Genomic DNA, 20,964 nt, shown 5'->3' with positions numbered 1-20,964 from the left:
AGCACATGGACAAGCTCCGCGCCGCCGCAGGTGGCCGGCTGCAACTGCCGTCGGTGCCGCGCGTCGTGCGCCGCCTCATCAGCCAGCTGCGCGACCCCGGCGCGTCCATCGCCCTGGTGGTGGACGAACTGGAGCAGGAGCCCCAGCTCGCCGCACGCACGCTGCGCATCGCCAATTCACCCTACTACAGCGGTCGCCGCAGCCTGGCGAGCCTGAAGGACGCCGTCGCCATCATCGGCACGGACACGCTGCGCACGCTCGTCATCAGCGGCGGGCTGGAGGCCGTGTTCGTCGCGGTGCCGGGCGTCAACCTGCGCCAGTTCTGGCTGGACGCTACGCTCACCGCCAAGGCCGCGCGCAGCCTGGCTCGGCTGGCCGGCGCGGATGCCGAAGCCGCCTTCCTGGCCGGCCTGCTGCACAACGTGGGCCACCTCATCCTCTGCCAGGCCTTCCCGGAGACCTTGCCCGGCGTGCTGGCCGGGTCGCGCCACGCGCGCGGCCGGGTGCTGGCGGCGCTGGAGCACGAGGCCTGCGGCCTGGACCACGCCCAGGTCAGCGCCGCCTGGCTGGATGAACTCGGCTTCCCGACCGCCGTGGTGGAGGCCGTCGCCCATCACCTGGACGCCAATCCGGCGCCCGGCACGCTGGCACCGGTGCTGGCCCTGGCCACGCAGGTGGCCGCCTCCATCGAGGCCGGCGACAACGCTCAGCGCGCCTTGCACAAGCTGGACGCCAGCCTCGTGGCGGCGGCTTCGCTGGTGGCTGAGAACCTGGACGAGCGCTTCGGGCCGCAGTACGAGCAGATCGCGGCGGGGGGCGAGGCGTGAGCATAGGGAGCGCCACGCAGCGAGCCGCAGGCGCGGTGGCGGGCGGCTTCACGCTGTCGGCCATTGGCAACTGGTGGCTGCTGCATGGCGCGTTGACGCCGACCCAGTTCGGCTGGCTGCTCGTCATCCATGGCGTGGCGGCAGTCGTGACGATGGCGGTACTCCTGTTCGTCTCGCGCTGGTGGCTGCGCGGTGCCGAGCCGCTGATGGGTCAGCTCGACGCCGCAGGCCAGGGCCGCATCGCCGAGCGGCCTCAGGACGGGCCGGTCGAGTGGGCCTCGATGTCGCGCACCATCAATGTCGCGCTGACCCGCATCAAGGCGCAGCTGGACGACCGCGACCACCGCCTGGGCGTGCTGCATGCCGAGATCTCGGTCGACCCGGTGACCGGCCTGGCCGCGCGCGCCCAGTTCATGGACCGCTTGGCCACGCTGCTGCGCGACCCGGATGAAGAAGCCACCGGCGGCATGGTGCTGCTGCGCGTGGACGACCTGGCCGGCCTGAACCAGCGCGCCGGCCGCGAGCGCGCGGACGAGCTGCTCAAGCAGGTGGCCACGCTGCTGCGCACGCGGGCGCTGAGGATGGACGAAGCGGGCGGCGTGGTGGCGCGGCTGAACGGCGCGGACTTCGGCGTGCTGGTGCCGCGCGTGCCGCCCGACGCGCTGGACGCCTGGACGCGTGAGCTGGCCGATGCGCTGCACGGGCTCAAGCAGCGCGAGCTGACCGACCGGCCGCGCGTGGGCTGGCTGGCGGCCAGCGCCTTCCATGGCGGCGAGACGATTGGCGCGGTGATGTCCCGCGTGGACCGGGCGCTGCAGTCCAGCGAGGGTGGCGACACGCCCTGGATGATGGCGCGTGCCAGCCGATCCGGCCCGACGGTGTCGCTGGCGCAGTGGCGCAGCCTCATCGACGAGGCCCTCCTGACCGGCCGCGTCGACCTCAGCGTGGCGCCGGTTGCCGCGGCGGATGGCGCCGCCGTCCACCAACTCGCGCTGGTGAGACTGCAGCATGCGGATGGCCGCTTCTTCGGCCCCGACGATGTGCTGCCCGCGGCCTTGCGCACCGCGCGCATCGCCGACGTCGACCTGCGCGTGGCCGAGCTGGCGCTGGCGCAGATTGCCGGCCACGGTGACGAGCTGGCCATCCGCATCTCGCCGCGCTCCGCCGAGCGGCCCACCTTCGTCAGCCGATTTGACGAGGCGCTGACCGCCGTCGGCCCGCTGGCCGCCAGGCTGTGGGTGGAGTTCGAGATCGACGGCGAACGCAATGTGGTGAGCGTGCTCGGGCCGCTGACGACCATGCTGCAGCGCCACGGCGTGCGCATCGGCATCCGCCGCGTCGTGTCGCCGCCCGAAGACCTGGCGCTGTTGCGCCGCCTGGGTGTGGGCTATCTGCGCCTCGGGCCGACGATGAGCACCGGCCTGGCCGGCGACGGCAGCGCGGGCAAGCGCCGCCTGCTGCAATTGATGGTGGAGCTGGGCGCATCGGAGGGCTTGCGCGTGCTGGCCGGCGAGGCGGCCAGCGTGTCGGATGCCGAGCTGCTGCGCGCTGCCGGCATCCCCTGCGCCGACCTGCCGACTGAAGAATCACGGAGTACCTGATGGACAACGTCGCGGGCAAAGTCGTCATCCATGCCGCCACTGCGGACGCCGCGATCAAGCTCGCGCTGTCGCGCGCATCCGTCGTCAAGGTGCAGGTGGCCGGCGTGGATCTGGTGCTCGTCATGGCCGACGGCACCCAGCACGTCTTCCAGGGCGCCGCGCTGCGCGCGTTGGCCGACCCCGACTTCAAGCTGCTGTTCTCGGACGGCGCCGTCGAGGCGTCGACGCTGATCGCCCAGGCCGGGCCGGTGAACATCACCGACACGATGCTGCGAACCATCGAGAAGAACACGACTGAAGACGCGCCCGCGCCGTCCGCTCGTGAAAGCAGCGAGATGCCGCCCCCGCCCAAGCCCGTGCTGGAAAGCGGCATGGTCTCGGGCACGGGCAGCGGCGACGGCAACTCCAAGGCCGAGTACCACGATGAGGCGCGGCCGTTCTCGCTGGTCATCCAGGTGGCACCCGCGCCCGCCGGCAACCCCGGCGGCGGCACACCGCCGCCGCCGCCAGCGGGGCCGACGCTGACGGTGGCAGGTCAGTTCCACAACGTCACCGGCCAGGAAGTCAGTGGCACGACCATCACCGGCTCCGGCGGTTCGGCCGAATCGTCCAGCGACTTCTCCGCCGCCGCCCAGGCCGCGCCCGAGGTCATCCACGGCACGGCGGGTGACGACACCATCGCCGGCGACGGCGGCCAGGGCATGGGCTCGGGCTGGGCGCGCCAGTTCGACATCACGCTGTCGTCCAAGACCGCGCCGGTCGTCAAGACGGTCGTCATCAGCGGCCTGCCCGACGGCTTCGAGGTCGTCGGCGCCACCAAGGGTGCCACCGGCTGGGAGCTGGCCGTGCCGGCCGATGGCGCGAAGACGAGCTTCAGCGTCATGGTGCGCTACGCCGTCGCGTCGGACACGGGTGGCGCCAGCGGCGCGACCTTCGACATCGTCGTCACCGCCACGGCCACCGTCGACGGCGCGACGCTGGAAGGCAAGCTCACCGTGCCGGCAATAGTGCGCGACGTGAGCAGCGCCGCGGACATGAACTACGACGCCGGCGGCAAGCCCGGCGTCGTCTTCCCGGCCTATGGCCTGGGCGACATCATCGACGGCGGTGCCGGCAACGACACCATCACCGGCCTGGTCGGCGCGGACCGCATCTCCGGCGGCGCGGGCGCAGACAAGCTCGACGGCGGCGCCGGCAGCGACTGGCTGGTGGGCGGCGAGGGCGCCGACAAGCTCGTTGGCGGCACGGGTGTCGACACGGCCAGCTTCGAGGGCTCGTCGGCCGGCGTCAACGTGGACATGGTTGCAGGCACGGGCAGCGGCGGCGATGCCGAAGGCGACACGCTGGAAGGCATAGAGAACCTCAGCGGCAGTGGCGGCGCGGACACGCTGCGCGGCGACAACGCAGCGAACAAGCTCGACGGCGGCGCCGGCAACGACGTGCTGGAAGGCCGCGGCGGCGCGGACCAGCTCATCGGCGGCGCCGGCATCGACACAGCCGTCTACAGCGCCTCCACGGCAGGCGTCACCATCGACCTGGCCACCGGCTCCGCCAAGGGCGGCGAGGCCGAGGGTGACACGCTGACGCAGATCGAGAACGTCATCGGCTCCGAGCTTGACGACACGCTGCGCGGCGACGTGCTCGCCAACGTGCTGCAGGCCGGCGCGGGCGACGACCTGCTGGAAGGCCGAGCCGGTGCGGACACGCTGCAGGGCGGCGCCGGCAACGACACAGCCAGCTACGCCAACTCAGCCGCCGGCGTGAACGTGAGCCTGGGCACCGGCCAGGGCAGCGGCGGCGACGCGACGGGCGACCGCCTGCAGGACATCGAGAACCTGACCGGCTCGGCGCTGAACGACCTGCTGATCGGCGATGCCGGCGCCAACAAGCTGGACGGCGGCGCGGGCGATGACGAGCTCGAAGGCGGCGAGGGCGCCGACGCGCTGACCGGCGGCGACGGCAAGGACACGGCCAGCTACATCGACGCGCAGACCGGCGTGACCGTCAGCCTGGCCAACGCGGCCTTGAACACGGGCGAGGCGAAGGGTGATGTCTTCAGTGGCATCGAGAACCTGGCCGGCTCCGAGAACGACGACCTGCTGATCGGCGATGGCTTTGACAACGTGCTGATCGGCAACCCCGGCAACGATGGCCTGCAGGGCGGCGCCGGCGACGACACGCTGATCGGCGGCGCGGGCGCCGACGTGATGGACGGCGGCGACGGCACGGACACGGCCAGTTATGCCGACTCGCAGGAAGGCGTGAAGGTCGACCTCACCGGCGCCACGCCCAGCACCGGCGGCGACGCCAACGGCGACACGCTGGCGAACATCGAGAACCTGATCGGCTCACGCTTCTCCGACCGCCTCGTGGCCGGCGACGGCAGCAATGTGCTGGACGGCGGGCGCGGCAACGACGTGCTGATCGGCGGCGCGGGCGCCGACACGCTGATGGGTGGCGACGGCTCCGACATGGCCGACTACAGCACCTCGACGGTGGCGGTGCAGATCAACCTGACCAGCGGCGTCGTGACGGGCGGCGATGCGACGGGCGACAGCTTCCAGTCCATCGAGAACCTGGCCGGCGGCAGTGGCGATGACACGCTCACCGGTGAGTCAAGCGCCAACACGCTGATCGGCAATGCCGGCAACGACACGCTCGTCGGCCTGGCCGGCAACGACAAGCTCGACGGCGGCGACGGCGACGACCAACTCGATGGCGGCACCGGCGCGGATGTGCTGACCGGCGGCGCCGGCACCGACACGGCGACCTACGCGGCATCTGCACAAGGCGTTCGCGTCAATCTCGCGACCGGCATCGGCTTGGGCGGCGACGCCGAGGGCGACCGGCTCAGCGGCGTCGAGAACCTGATCGGCTCCGACAAGGACGACGCACTCACCGGCACCGCCGGCGTCAACAGATTGGTGGGCGGCGCGGGCGACGACGTGCTGGACGGCGGTGACGCCGGCGACGTGCTTGACGGCGGCGACGGCGTGGACACGGCGAGTTATGCCAGCGCCACGGCCGGCGTTGCGGCCAGCCTGCTGGCACCGGCCACCAACACCGGCGCGGCGGCGGGCGACAGCTATGCGTCCATCGAGAACCTGGCCGGCTCCAACTACAACGACACGCTGGTCGGCGACACGAACGCCAACGTGATCAACGGCGGTGACGGCGACGACTTCATCGAAGGCCGTGGCGGCGCGGACGTCATCCACGGCGGCCTGGGCAACGATACGCTGAGCTATGCCGCATCAAGCGCGGCCGTGCAGGTCGACCTGGTGGTCGGCACCGGTAACGGCGGCGACGCGCAGGGCAACCTGATCGACGGCATCGAGAACCTCATCGGCTCCAACTTCGCCGACTCGCTGAAGGGCGACGCCGGCGACAACCGCCTGGACGGCGGCAGCGGCGACGACCTGCTGGACGGCGGCGCGGGCGCCGACCAGCTCATCGGCGGCGCGGGTAACGACACGGCCACCTACGTGGGCGCTTCGAGCGGCGTGAAGGCCAGCCTGGTCAACGCGACGAGCAATGCCGGCGATGCGGCCGGCGACAGCTTCAGCAGCATCGAGAACCTGACCGGCTCCGCCTTCGACGACACGCTGGAAGGCGACGCGGGCGTCAACCGCCTGCTGGGCGGCGCGGGCGACGACGTGCTGATCGGCGGCGCGGGTGCAGACGTGCTCATCGGCGGCGCCGGCAGCGACACGGCCAGCTATGCCGGCGCTGCTGCGGGCCTCACCGTCAGCTTGGCCGACACGACGCTGAACACCGGCGATGCGGCCGGCGACAGCTTCGACGCCATCGAGAACCTGACCGGCTCCGGCTTCGACGACGTGCTGATCGGCACCGCCACGGCCAACCGGCTGGACGGCGGCGCGGGCAATGACCTGCTCGTGGGCGGCGCGGGCGCCGACGTGCTGATCGGCGGCTCGGGCGTCGACACGGCCACCTACGCCGCATCGACGGCGGGCGTCACCGTGAGCCTGTCCACCGGCCGCGGCACGGGCGGCGATGCGCAGGGCGACACGCTCGCCGGCATCGAGAACCTCGTCGGCAGCGCCTTCGACGACGTGCTGACCGGCGCGGCCGGCATCAACCTGCTGACCGGCGGCACGGGCAACGATGTTTACAACGTCGACGACTCGGCCGATGTCGTCGTCGAGGCAGCGGGCGAAGGCACAGACAGCGTCAATGCGTCCGTCAGCTACGCGCTGTCCGCCAACGTCGAGAACCTGACGCTGACCGGCAGTGCCGACATCGACGCGACCGGCAACGCGCTGGACAACGTGCTGACCGGCAATGCCGGCAACAACGTGCTGGATGGCGGCGCGGGCGCCGACCGCATGGCCGGCGGCGCGGGCGACGACAGCTACATCGTCGACAACGCCGGCGACGCGGTCAGCGAGAACTTCGGCGAAGGCACAGACACGGTCCGCGCCGGCATCAGCTACGCGCTGGGCGCCAACGTCGAGAACCTCGTGCTGACCGGCACGGCCGGCAACAGCGCCACCGGCAACGCGCTCGACAACGTCATCACCGGCAACAGCGGCAATAACCAGATCGACGGCGGCGCGGGCGCCGACACGATGGCGGGCGGTGCGGGCGACGACAGCTATGTCGTCGACAACGCCGGCGACACCGTCACCGAGAACGCCGGCGAGGGCACCGACCTGGTTCGTTCGAGCGTCACGTTCACGCTCGGCGCCAACGTCGAGAACCTGACGCTGACGGGCGCCGCCAACATCGACGCCACCGGCAACGCGCTGGCCAACACACTGCTCGGCAATGCCGGCAACAACGTGCTGGACGGCAAGGCCGGCGCGGACACGATGTCGGGCGGCGCGGGCGACGACATCTACGTCGTCGACAACCTCGGCGACACGGTCACTGAAAGCCTGGCCGAAGGCACGGACCTCGTGCGTTCCTCCGTCACCTGGGTGCTGGGTGCGGACATCGAGAACCTGACGCTGACCGGCACGGCCGACATCAACGCCACCGGCAACGCGCTGGACAACGTCATCACCGGCAACGCGGGCGCCAACGTCATCGACGGCAAGGCCGGCGCGGACACGATGGCGGGCGGCGCGGGCGACGACACCTACGTCGTCGACAACGTCGGCGACACCGTCACAGAAGCGACGAACGAAGGCAACGATCTGGTGCTGTCCAGCGTCAGCTTCCGCCTCGGCGAGAACATCGAAGACCTGACGCTGACGGGCAACGCCAACGTCAACGCGACCGGCAACACGCTGGCCAACCGCCTGACCGGCAACAGCGGCAACAACGTGCTGGACGGCGGCGCGGGCGCGGACCAGATGGCGGGCGGCCTGGGCGACGACAGCTACGTCGTCGACAACGCGGGCGACGTGGTGACCGAGAACGCCGGCGAAGGCACGGACACCATCCGCTCGTCCGTCACGCTGGTGCTGCCGGCCAACGTCGAGAACCTGATCCTGACCGGCGCGACCAACATCGACGCGACGGGCAACGAACTGGATAACGTCATCACCGGCAACGCCGGCAACAACGTGCTGGACGGCGGTGCGGGCGCCGATGCGATGGCCGGCGGCGCGGGCAACGACAGCTACGTCGTCGACAACCTCGGCGACACCGTCACCGAAGCCGCGGGCGAGGGCACGGACCTCGTGCGCAGCAGCGTCACGTTCACGCTCGGCGCCAACGTCGAGAACCTGACGCTGACCGGCAGCGCCAACATCGACGCCACCGGCAACGCGCTGAACAACGTCATCAGCGGCAACAGCGGCGCCAACGTCATCGACGGCGGCGCGGGCGCCGACACGCTGGCCGGCGCGGCCGGCGACGACATCTACCTCGTCGACAACCTTGGCGATACGGTCACCGAGCAGTCGGGCGAGGGCACGGACCTCGTGCAGTCCAGCGTCAGCTTCCGCCTCGGCGCCAACGTCGAGAACCTGGTGCTGACCGGCACGGGCAACATCGACGGCACGGGCAATACCCTCGTCAACGTCATCACCGGCAATGCGGGCAACAACGTGCTGGACGGCGGCGCTGGCGCCGACGTGATGACTGGCGGCGCGGGCGACGACAGCTACGTTGTCGACAACGCGGGCGACCAACTCGCCGAATTGGCCGGCGAAGGCGTGGACCTGGTTCGCAGCTCCGTCAGCTGGACGCTGGGCGCCAACCTCGAAAACCTGACGCTGACGGGCAGCCCCAACATCGACGCGACCGGCAATGCGCTGGACAACCAGCTCACCGGCAACGGCGGCGACAACGTGCTGGACGGCCGTGCGGGCTCCGACCAGATGGCCGGCGGCGCGGGCGATGACAGCTATGTCGTCGACAGCAGCGGCGACGTCGTCACCGAGGCCTTCGGCGAAGGCACCGACACGGTCCGCTCCGGCATCAGCTACGCACTGACGGCCAACGTCGAGAACCTCGTGCTGACGGGCAGCGCGAACAACAACGCCACCGGCAATGCGCAGGACAACGTCATCACCGGCAACAGCGGCGCGAACGTCATCGACGGCGGCGCGGGTGTCGATGCCATGGCCGGCGGCGCGGGTGATGACATTTATGTCGTCGACAACACCGGCGACACGGTCACCGAAGGCTCGGGCGAGGGCACGGACCTGGTTCGCTCCGGCGTCAGCTTCACCCTCGGCGCCAACATCGAGAACCTGACGCTGACGGGCAGCGCCAACGTCGACGCGACCGGCAACTCGCTGGCCAACACGCTGCTCGGCAACAGCGGCAACAACCTGCTCGACGGCAAGGCCGGCGCCGACGCGATGGCCGGCGGCGCGGGCGACGACATCTACGTCGTCGACAACATCGGCGACCAACTCGCCGAAGCCGCCAACGAAGGCACGGACCTCGTCCGCTCGTCCATCACCTGGACGCTCGGCGACAACCTCGAAAACCTGACGCTGACCGGCAGCGGCAACCTCGACGCCACCGGCAACGCGGCCGACAACGTCATCACCGGCAACGCCGGCGCCAACCTCATCGACGGCAAGGCCGGCGCGGACACGATGGCCGGCGGCGCGGGCGACGACAGCTACATCGTCGACAACACTGGCGACACCGTGGCCGAAGACGGCAACGCCGGCTACGACACGGTCAAGGCCAGCGTCAGCTATGCGCTGTCGGCCAACGTCGAGGAACTGCAGCTCACCGGCGGCGCCAACATCGCCGGCACCGGCAACGAGCTGGACAACCGCATCGTCGGCAACGGCGGCGCCAACCTCATCGACGGCGGCGCGGGCGCCGACACGATGCTCGGCGGCTCGGGCGACGACACCTACATCGTCGACGACGCCGGCGACGTGGTGACGGAAGCCGCAGGCGGCGGCACGGACCTCGTGCGCAGCGGCGTCAGCTTCACGCTCGGCAGCAACATCGAGAACCTGACGCTGAGCGGCACCGCGCCCATCAGCGGCACGGGCAACGACCTCGACAACGTCATCACCGGCAACAGCGGCAACAACCTCATCGACGGCGGCCTGGGCGCCGACACGATGCTGGGCGGCGCGGGCAACGACAGCTACGTGGTGGACAACGCCGGCGACGTCGTCACCGAGAACGCCGGCGAAGGCACGGACACCGTGCGCGCCGGCTTCAGCTACACGCTGGGCGCCAACCTCGAAAACCTCGTGCTGACCGGCACCGGCGACTGGACCGGCAACGGCAACGCGCTGGACAACGTCATCACTGGCAACGCCGGCAACAACACGATCGATGGCGGCCTGGGCGCCGACGCGATGGCCGGCGGCGCGGGCAACGACATCTATCTCGTCGACAACACCGGCGACACGGTGACTGAACAGGCCGGCGAAGGCATCGACCTCGTGCAGTCCAGCGTCAGCTTCCGCCTGGGCGCCAACATCGAGCAGCTCACGCTGACCGGCAGCGCCAACATCGACGGCACCGGCAACGCGCTGGCGAACGTCATCACCGGCAACGCCGGCAACAACGTGCTGGACGGTGGCGCCGGTGCGGATGTGCTGCTGGGCGGCGCGGGCGACGACACCTACGTGGTGGACGTGGCAGGCGACAGCATCACCGAGCAGGCCGGCGAAGGCACGGACCTCGTGCGCAGCAGCGTGACGTGGACGCTCGGTGCCAACCTGGAGAACCTGACGCTGACCGGCGGCGCCGACATCGACGCCACCGGCAATGCTGCCGCCAACGTCCTCATCGGCAACGGCGGCAACAACGTGCTGGACGGCCGCGCCGGTGCCGACGCAATGGCCGGCGGCGCGGGCGACGACACCTACGTCGTCGACAACGCCGGCGACACCGTGACCGAGAACGTCGGCGAGGGAGCTGACCTCGTGCGCTCGTCGCTGAGCCATGTGCTGGGCGCCAACGTCGAGAACCTGACGTTGACGGGCAGCGGCGACATCAACGCCACCGGCAACGAGCTGGACAACGCGCTGCTGGGCAACGGCGGCAACAACGTGCTGGACGGCAAGGCCGGTGCCGACGCGATGGCCGGCGGCACGGGCGACGACACGTATTACGTCGACAACGCCGGCGACACCGTCACCGAGGCCGTCAGCGAAGGCAACGACCAGGTCTTCTCGACGGTCAGCTTCCGCCTCGGCGAGAACATCGAAGACATCACGCTGACGGGCAGCGCCAGCATCAACGCGACGGGCAATTCCTCCGCCAACCGCCTGACCGGCAACGCCGGCAACAACGTGCTGGACGGCGGCGCGGGCGCCGATCAGATGGCCGGCGGCGCGGGCGACGACAGCTACGTGGTGGACAACGCCGGCGACACCGTCACCGAGAACGCGGCCGCGGGCACCGACACCATCCGCTCGTCCGTCACGCTGAGCCTGCCGGCCAACGTCGAGAACCTCGTGCTGACGGGCAACGCCAACATCGACGCGACCGGCAACGCGCAGGACAACGTCATCACCGGCAATGCCGGCAACAACACGCTCGACGGCGGGGCAGGTGCTGATGCACTGGCGGGCGGCGCGGGCAACGACACCTACCTCGTCGACAACCTCGGCGACACGGTGACGGAAGCCGCGGGCGAGGGCACGGACATCGTTCGCTCAAGCGTCACGTTCACGCTCGGCCCCAACATCGAGAACCTGGTGCTGACGGGCAGCGCCAACGCTGACGGCACCGGCAACGAGCTGGCCAACCAGCTCACCGGCAACAGCGGCAACAACCTGCTAGACGGCGGCGCGGGCGCTGACGCGATGGCTGGCGGCGCGGGCGACGACAGCTACGTCGTCGACGACCTGGGCGACACCGTCACCGAGTTCAGCGGCCAGGGCACGGACACCGTGCGCAGCAGCGTCAGCTTCACGCTCGGCGCCAACATCGAGCGCCTGGTGCTGACCGGCACCGGCGATGTCAACGGAAGCGGGAACGACCTCGACAACACGCTCACCGGCAACATCGCCAACAACACGCTGGACGGCGGCCTGGGCGCCGACGCGATGGCCGGCGGCGCGGGCAACGACATCTACGTCGTCGACAACGCTGGCGACGTGGTCACCGAAGGCACCGGCGAGGGCACGGACACGGTCCGCGCGTCGGTCAGTTATGCGCTCGGCGCCAACGTCGAGAACCTCGTGCTGACTGGCACCGGCAACCTCAGCGCCACCGGCAACGAGCTCGACAACACGATCACCGGCAACGCCGGCGCCAACCTCGTCGACGGCGGCACGGGCGCCGACCGCATGGCCGGCGGCGCGGGTGACGACACCTACCTCGTCGACAACGCGGGCGACACGGTCACCGAATCGGTGGGCGAGGGCACGGACCTCGTGCGCAGCAGCGTGAGCTTCGTGCTCGGCGCGAACATCGAGAACCTCGTCCTGCTGGGCACCGCCGACATCGACGGCAGCGGCAACGGCCAGGCCAACCAGTTGACCGGCAACAGCGGCAACAACGTGCTGGACGGCGGCGCGGGCGCCGACATCATGACCGGCGGCCTCGGTGATGACACCTACGGCGTCGACAACGCCGGCGACCAGGTCATCGAAGCCAGCGGCGAAGGCACGGACACGGTCCGCTCCAGCATCAGCTACACGCTCGGCGCCACGCTGGAGAACCTGGTGCTCGTCGGCACCGGCAACATCAGCGGCACCGGCAACGCGGGCAGCAACCAGATCACCGGCAACGCGGCGGCCAACGTCATCGACGGCGGCGCGGGCGCCGACACGATGGCCGGCGGCGGCGGCGACGACACCTTCTACGTCGACAACAGCGGCGACGCCGTCGTCGAAGACTTCGCCGCGGGCACGGACACCGAGATCTCGTCCGTCAGCCGCGTGCTGGCCGCCAACGTCGAGAACCTGATCCTCACCGGCAGCGCCAACCTCAGCGGCACCGGCAACGAGCTGGCCAACCAGATCACCGGCAACTCGGGCAACAACTCCATCGACGGCGGCGCGGGCGCTGACCTGATGGCCGGCGGCGCGGGCGACGACACCTATGTGGTGGACGACTCCGGCGACCAGGTCGTCGAGAACCCAGGCGAGGGCACGGACACCGTGCGCGCCGCGGCCAGCTTCGTGCTGGGCGCCAACATCGAGAACCTGATCCTGACCGGCACCGCCAGCGTGGACGGCACCGGCAACGAGCTGGACAACACCATCACCGGCAACAGCGGCGCCAACGTGCTGGATGGCGGCGCGGGCGCGGACCGCCTCGTCGGCGGCGTCGGCAACGACACCTATGTCGTCGACGACGCCGGCGACCTCATCACCGAGAACGTCGGCGAGGGCACGGACACCGTTCGCTCGGCCATCACCTACACGCTGGGCGCCAACCTCGAGAACCTGGTGCTGACCGGCACCGACGCCATCAACGCCACCGGCAACACCGCCAACAACCAGATCACCGGCAACGGCGGCAGCAACCTCATCGACGGCGGCCTGGGCGCCGACACGATGACCGGCGGCGCCGGCAACGACACCTTCCTCGTCGACAACGCCGGCGACGTCGTCATCGAAGGCGCCGGCGAAGGCGTGGACCTGGTGCGCAGCAGCGTCAGCTTCACCCTCGGCGCCAACGTCGAGAACCTCATCCTCACCGGCAGCAACGACCTCAACGGCAGCGGCAACACGCTGGCCAACCAGATCACCGGCAACAGCGGCGTCAACGTGCTGGACGGTGGCGCCGGCGCCGACCAGATGGCCGGCGGCGTGGGCGACGACATCTACATCGTCGACAACAGCGGCGACGCCCTCACCGAGAACGCGGCCGAGGGCAACGACACGGTGCAGTCGTCCGTCACGTGGACGCTCGGAGCGAACCTGGAGAACCTGCTGCTGACGGGCAGCAACAACATCAACGGTACCGGCAACGACCTGGCCAACACGCTGACCGGCAACACCGGCAACAACGTGCTGGACGGCGGCCTCGGGGCCGACACGCTGGCCGGCGGCTCGGGCAACGACAGCTACGTCGTCGACAACGCCGGCGACCTCGTCACCGAGAACCCAGGCGAGGGCAGCGACACGGTACTGGCTTCGATCAACTACACGCTCGTCAACGAGGTCGAGAACCTGACGCTCACAGGTGCGGCCAACCTGAACGCCACCGGCAACACGCTGGACAACGTCATCACCGGCAACAGCGGCAACAACGTGCTGGACGGCGGCGCGGGCGTGGACCGTCTCGTGGGCGGCGCGGGCAATGACAGCTACCTCGTCGACAACCTCGGCGACACCGTCGTCGAGTTTGCCGGTGGCGGCACCGACACCGTCACGGCCGGCATCAGCTACGGCCTGGCCGACAACGTCGAGAACCTGGTGCTCTCCGGCACCGCCGACATCGACGGCACCGGCAACGACCTGAACAACCAGATCACCGGCAACGCCGGCGCCAACCTGCTGGACGGCGACGCCGGCGACGACCGCCTGATTGGCGGCGCGGGCAATGACATCTACGTCGTCGACAGCGCCGGCGACCTCATCACCGAAAACAGCGGCGAGGGCACGGACACCGTGCGCAGCTCCATCAGCTGGGTGCTGGGTGCCAACCTCGAAAACCTGGAACTCACCGGCGCCGATGCCATCGACGCGACCGGCAACGGCCTCGTCAACTTCATCACCGGCAACGAGGGCAACAACGTGCTCGACGGCGGCGTTGGTGCCGACGTGCTGACCGGCGGCCTGGGCGACGACACCTATGTCATCGACAGCGCCAGCGACCTCGTCGTCGAGTATTTCGGCGAGGGCACCGACATCGTCCAGGCCGGCATCAGCATCACGCTGGCCGCCAACGTCGAGACGCTGGTGCTGACCGGCACCGGCGACATCAACGGCACCGGCAACGCGCTGAGCAACACCATCACGGGCAACAGCGGCAACAACGTGCTGGACGGCGGCCAGGGCGCTGACGTGCTGGTGGGCGGTGCGGGCAACGACAGCTATGTCGTCGACAACGTCGGCGACCAGCTCTACGAGCAGGCCGGCGGCGGCACCGACACGGTGATGTCCAGCGTCAGCTGGGCGCTGGCCGCCAACTTCGAGAACCTGACGCTGACCGGCAGCGCCAACATCACGGCCACCGGCAACAGCCTGGCCAACGTCATCACCGGCAACGCAGGCAACAACACCATCATCGGCGGCGGTGGGGCGGACACCATCAGCGCCGCTGCTGGTGCCGACACCATCGTCGTCAGCGACCTCACGTTCGCGTCCGTCAACGGTGGCACTGGCGTCGACACCTTCAGGCTCGACGGCCTAGGTGTCACCAACGTCAACCAGCTCACCGCCAAGGTCCAGGGCATCGAGGTGCTGGACTTCTTCGGCGGCACGGTCGAGACCATCACCGTGCGCTCCAGCGACGTCAACACCAGCAACTTCGTCGGCGCCGACGGCGGCGGCAAGCTGGAGATCCTGCTCGACGGCAACGACCTGCTGCTGCTCAACGGCAGCGACTACAACAACACCACCAACGTCAACGCCGCGCCCGACGTGCTGCTGTCCAACGGCAACACCGGCAAGTTGCTGGTGGCCATCTCCGCCGGCGGCGTGAACCTGGCCATCGACATCAGCGGGCTGGTGCTGCCGAGCCTTGCGGACCTGCGCACGCTGTGGGGCATGTCGGCCGACCCGACCTTTGCCACCATTGGCGGCAAGATCACCTGGCTGGACGCCAACGATCTGGACGGCAACGGCACGTCATCGGGCCTCGGCGAGGCCGGCCTCATCAACGGCAACGGCAACCTCAGCACCTGGGTCGACAAGAGCGGCAGCGGCAACAACTTCACGCAGGGCACAGCCGCCGCTTCGCCCAAGCTCGACCTGAGCGGCCTGAACGGGCAGCCCACGGTCACTTTCGACGGCGGCGACACGCTGAACAGCGGCTTGTGGGTGGGCCAGAACTACTCGCTCTTCGTCGTCGGCCAGATGACCGGCACGCAGAACGGGCGGCTCGTGTCCTCGTCCACCGACAACTCGCTGATCGGCTGGCACGGCGGCTACCAGGACCAGCTCTATGGCCAGAACTGGGTGTCGCAGACCAACGGCACCGTGCAGGCCAACACGCCCATCCAGTACACCGCCAACGACCAGGTCGGCTCGGGCACGCTCTACAAGAACGGCGTGGCGCTGGCCGCCACCGGCAGCACCAGTGACGGCTGGCTGGGCAAGATCCAGCTCTCCGGCTACCAGGGCGGCACCGGCGAGGCCAGCCGCGGCAGCGTCTCCGAGCTGCTGGTGTTCGACCATGTGCTCTCTCCCGGCGAGCAACGCGTCATCGAGAACTACCTGGCCACCAAGTGGGGCGTGGGCACGCCCGTCAGCATGACCGGCGGCGCCTTGGGCACCGTCGGCCTGGACACGATGTGGACGGCGGCCAAGATCACCTTCGGCACGGCCGCCAACGAGACCCTGACCGCCGCCTACAACGGCGCTGCGGCGCGCGGCACGGGCCGGGTCGACGCCGTCCTCTTCGGCGGCGACGGCAACGACACGCTGAACGGCGGCGTGCGCGTGGACGCGCTCTTCGGCGGCAACGGCAACGACACGCTGGACGGCAAGACCGGCGCCGACTGGATGGTCGGCGGCGCAGGCAATGACACCTACACGGTGGACGACATCGGCGACACCGTCGTCGAGGAAGCCAGCGGCGGCACCGACCTCGTGCTGACCTCGGTCAGCTACACGCTGACGGCCAACACCGAGAACCTGACGCTGACCGGCACCGCCGCCATCAACGGCGCCGGCAACGCGCTGGCCAACACCATCCTCGGCAACAGCGGCGCCAACCGCATCGACGGCGGCGCGGGCGCCGACACGATGACCGGCGGCGCGGGCAACGACGTCTACTTCGTCGACAACGCCGGTGACGTCATCAACGAGAACGCCAGCGAAGGCACGGACGCCGTCTACGCCTCCGCCAGCTACACGCTGGGCGCCAACGTCGAGAACATCTACTACGTCGGCCGCACGGCCGGCACCATCACCGGCAACACGGTCGCCAACGCGCTCTACGCCAGCGTTTACAGCGGCATCGCCACGACCATGGCCGGCGGCTTGGGCGACGACACCTACTACCAGCAGGCCGACAGCCTGGGCAACTTCAGCTTGAACCTCGTCGTCGTCGAGAACGCGGGCGAGGGCATCGACACGGTCATCCTGCAGCGCACGACCAACAACGCGACCATCCTGAGCTACACGCTGGGCGCCAACGTCGAGAACCTGGACCTGCAGTCCTCCTACAACATCAACGTCACTGGCAACGCGCTCGACAACGTCATCACCGGCCCGTCCAACGCCGGCAACCCCAACGCCACGTCGATGGCCGGCGCGGCGGGCAATGACACCTACAACGTCTACCTGCCGTTCACCACGGTCATCGAGAACGCGAGCGAGGGCACCGACCTCATCCAGGCCAACATCGATTTCCGGCTGCCGGCCAACATCGAGAACCTGAGCGCGCTGAGCCAGAACAACCTCAAGCTCCTCGGCAATTCGCTGAACAACACGCTGACCGGCACCGTGGCCAACGAGCGCCTGGACGGCGGCGCTGGCAACGACACGATGGTGGGCGCGGCCGGCGACGACACCTATGTGGTGGACAGCGCCACTGACGTCATCACCGACACCTTCGGCCTGGACAGCGTCGAGACCTCGCTGGCCACCTACACGATGGGCGCCACGCTGGAGCGCCTGAGCTTCACCGATACCGGCGCCCACACTGGCACGGGCAATGCGCTGGCCAACCTCGTCGTCGGCAACAGTGGCAACGACGCGCTGCTGGGCATGGACGGCAACGACACGCTCTACGGCGGTGGCGGCACCGATACGCTGAGCGGCGGCAACGGCGACGACATCCTCGTCTCGGGCAGCCGCCCGAACTACCTCGCCGGCCTTCAGCAGGCCGGTCTGCGCGCCGAGTACTGGAACAACACCACCTGGCTGGGCGCTCCGGTGCTGACGCGCCAGGATGCCAACATCGCCTTCAGCTGGGCCTCCGGCTCGCCGGCCACGGGCGTCGTCAACACCGACAACTTCTCCGTTCGCTGGAACGGCTACGTCAACATCGCCACGGCGGGCAACTACACCTTCCGCGTCAGCGCGGACGACGGCATGTCCGTCTTCATCGACGGCCAGTACGTCGTCGGCATCAGCAGCAACCTCAACAACATCGATTCGCTGTCGTTCTCGCTCAGCGCCGGCTTGCACAGCATCCTGGTGCAGATGAACGAAGGCAGCGGCACCGCGACGGCGCAGCTGGCCTGGCTGACGCCGGGCGCGCCGTCCTTCGTGGCCGTGCCGTCCACGGTGTTCAGCTTCGGCGACGCGGCCGCGACCGATACCGCTGGCGACACGCTCAACGGCGGTGCCGGCAACGACACGCTGATCGGCGGCCCGAACGTGGACACGCTGGCGGGCGGCACGGGCGACGACACCTACGTCGTCACCAACACCGCCGACACGCTGACCGAGAACGCGGCGGAGGGCACGGACACCGTGCAGTCCAGCGTCAGCTACACGCTGGCCAGCCTGCCCAACATCGAGAACATCACGCTGACGGGCAGCGCCGTGGTCAACGCCACCGGCAACGCGGCGGCCAACGTGCTGACGGGCAATGCAGCGACCAACACGCTGGACGGCGGCGACGGTAACGACACGCTGCTGGGCGGCGGCGGTGCCGACACGCTGCTGGGCGGCAACGGCAACGACAGCCTCACCGCCGACGGCGGCAGCACGCTGCAGGGCAATGACGGCGACGACGTGCTCAAGCTGGGCAACGTCGCGGCCTGGACACCCGGGCAGCTCTCCAACCTGACCGTGTGGCTGGACGCTGCCGACCTGGACGGCGACGGCGTGCAGGAAGGCATCAACGAGAGCGGCCACACGGCGGACGGCCGCGTTGCCGTCTGGCGCGACAAGAGTGGCGGCGCGCATGACGCCACGGCCAGCAACGGCAGCTTCGAGCCGCTGCTGGTGCTGGACGGCATGAACAACCTGCCCACCGTGCGGCTCGACGGCCTGGACGACCGCCTGAGCATCAGCCTGGCCACCATCGCCTCGGGCGGCAGCCTCTACTGGGTGCAGAAGTCGGGCGACAGCTTCTCCATGCCCATGTCCACCGGCGCCAGCGGCAGCAACTGGCTTCTCATCTCGGGGCAGGGCGACGGCGGCACGGACGTGGTGGGCGCCGCCAACAACAACCTCAAGTCGGCCTGGACCGTCGACGGCACGCTGCAGGCCTGGAACACCCGCGCCAATGTCTACACGACGCTGGCCGAGGCCACGCACGTCGTGTCCACCGTCAACCAGTCGCTCAACTTCAGCGGCTTGCTGACCATAGGCACCGGCTGGGGCAGCCAGTGGAACACCAGCAGCGACTACAGCGAAGTCATCGTCACCGGCACGACGCTGTCTGCGGCCGACCAGCAGCGCCTGGACGGCTATCTGGCCTGGAAGTGGGGCACGGTCAACCAGCTCGCCGTGGCCAACCCCTACAAGACCGCGGCGCCGACGGTCTTCGTCGTCGCCAGCGCGGGCGGCTCGCTCTACGGCGGCAACGGCAACGACACGCTGACCGGCGGCAACGGCGACGACCTGCTCGACGGCGGTGCCGGCAACGACACGATGGCCGGCGGCGTCGGCAACGACATCTACGTCGTCGACTCGGCCACGGACGCCATCACCGAGGCCGTGAGCGAAGGCAACGACACCGTGCAGGCCAGCATCACGACGACGCTCGGCCTGAATCTGGAAAACCTGACGCTGACGGGTGCCGCCGCCATCAACGGCACCGGCAACACGCTGGACAACCTGCTGACCGGCAACGGCGCCGCCAACACGCTGACCGGCCTGGCCGGCAACGACACGCTGGACGGTGGCGCGGGCGCCGACACGCTGGTCGGCGGCACGGGCAACGACAGCTATGTCGTCGACAACGCGGGCGACGTGGTCACTGAGGCGCTCGGCGAGGGCACCGACATCGTGCTGGCATCAGTCAGCTACACGCTGGCCGCCAATGTCGAGAACCTGACGCTGACGGGCAGCGCCAACATCAACGCCACCGGCAACGCGCTGGACAACGCGCTGATCGGCAACATCGGCGACAACCAGCTCGACGGCGGCGCGGGTGCCGACGCGATGGCGGGCGGTGCAGGCAACGACACCTATGTCGTCGACAACGCCGGTGACGTCGTCACCGAGGCCGCCAACGCCGGGCTGGACATCGTGCAGGCGTCCATCAGCTTTGCGCTGCCGGTCAACGTCGAACAACTCATCCTGACCGGCTCGGCCAACCTCAACGCCACCGGCAACACGCTGAACAACCAGCTCACCGGCAACGCGGGTGACAACCTGCTGGACGGTGGTGCTGGTGCCGACGCGATGGCCGGTGGTGCGGGCAATGACAGCTACGTCGTCGACAACGCGGGCGACATGGTCACCGAAGGCGCGGCCGCCGGCACCGACAGCGTGCAGGCCTCGGTGACGCACACGCTGGGCGCCAACGTCGAACACCTGACGCTTACGGGTGGGTCCGCCATCAACGGCACAGGCAACACGCTGGACAACCAGATCACCGGCAACAGCGCCGCCAACACGCTGAGCGGCGCCGACGGTAACGACACGCTGACCGGCGGCGGCGGTGCCGACACGCTGCTGGGCGGCAATGGCGACGACACGCTGATCGCCGCGTCGCCCGCCGACCTGGCCTCGGCCGACGGTGGCGCCGGCATCGACCTGCTGAAGTTCACCACCAGCGGCGCCAGCTTCGACATCGCCTCGCTGATCAACGTGGCGCACAACATCGAGGCGCTGGACCTGCGCAATGGCAGCGCCGGCGGCATCGACCTGTCCAGCCTCGGCATCACCAGCATCACCGATGCCAACCATGCGCTGACGCTGAAGCTGGACAGCGGCGACGTCATCCACGTTGCGGCCGACACGCAGCTGCAGACGCTGTCTTCCGGCACCGACGTCTACGGCAATGCGCTGACCGACTATGCGGTGATGGAGCAGCAGGGCGCCGTCTGGGTGCAGACCTCGATGCTGCATGTCGTCATCGGCCCCGGCGGCTGAGTGCGCGCCCGC

At 69.6% G+C, this 20,964-nt stretch carries 3 protein-coding genes; all 3 read left to right on the top strand.

Annotation, left to right across the window (positions count from 1 at the left end; all coding sequences use genetic code 11):
- Positions 1 to 5 precede the first annotated feature (5 nt).
- The 3 genes from ACXRVZ_RS02810 to ACXRVZ_RS02800 are packed head-to-tail and all read left to right on the top strand — an operon-like array spanning position 6 to position 20,952.
- Positions 6 to 827, top strand: coding sequence for an HDOD domain-containing protein (locus tag ACXRVZ_RS02810; RefSeq protein WP_457421249.1), 822 nt, complete (start codon positions 6 to 8; stop codon positions 825 to 827).
- Positions 824 to 2,428, top strand: coding sequence for an EAL domain-containing protein (locus ACXRVZ_RS02805; RefSeq protein ID WP_458232174.1), 1,605 nt, complete (start codon positions 824 to 826; stop codon positions 2,426 to 2,428). The genes ACXRVZ_RS02810 and ACXRVZ_RS02805 overlap by 4 nt, the downstream gene beginning before the upstream one ends.
- Positions 2,428 to 20,952, top strand: coding sequence for a beta strand repeat-containing protein (locus ACXRVZ_RS02800; RefSeq protein WP_457421253.1), 18,525 nt, complete (start codon positions 2,428 to 2,430; stop codon positions 20,950 to 20,952). The genes ACXRVZ_RS02805 and ACXRVZ_RS02800 overlap by 1 nt, the downstream gene beginning before the upstream one ends.
- Positions 20,953 to 20,964: the final 12 nt, after the last annotated feature.

This window comes from Roseateles sp. P5_E8 (assembly GCF_054177665.1).
This window is presented reverse-complemented; position numbering and strand designations above follow the sequence as displayed.

What these genes read in the sequence shown, in the direction of transcription:
- ACXRVZ_RS02810 (WP_457421249.1), top strand. Translation starts at nt 6, where the DNA reads ATGGACAAGCTCCGCGCCGCCGCAGGTGGCCGGCTGCAACTGCCGTCG.
- ACXRVZ_RS02800 (WP_457421253.1), top strand. Translation starts at nt 2,428, where the DNA reads ATGGACAACGTCGCGGGCAAAGTCGTCATCCATGCCGCCACTGCGGAC.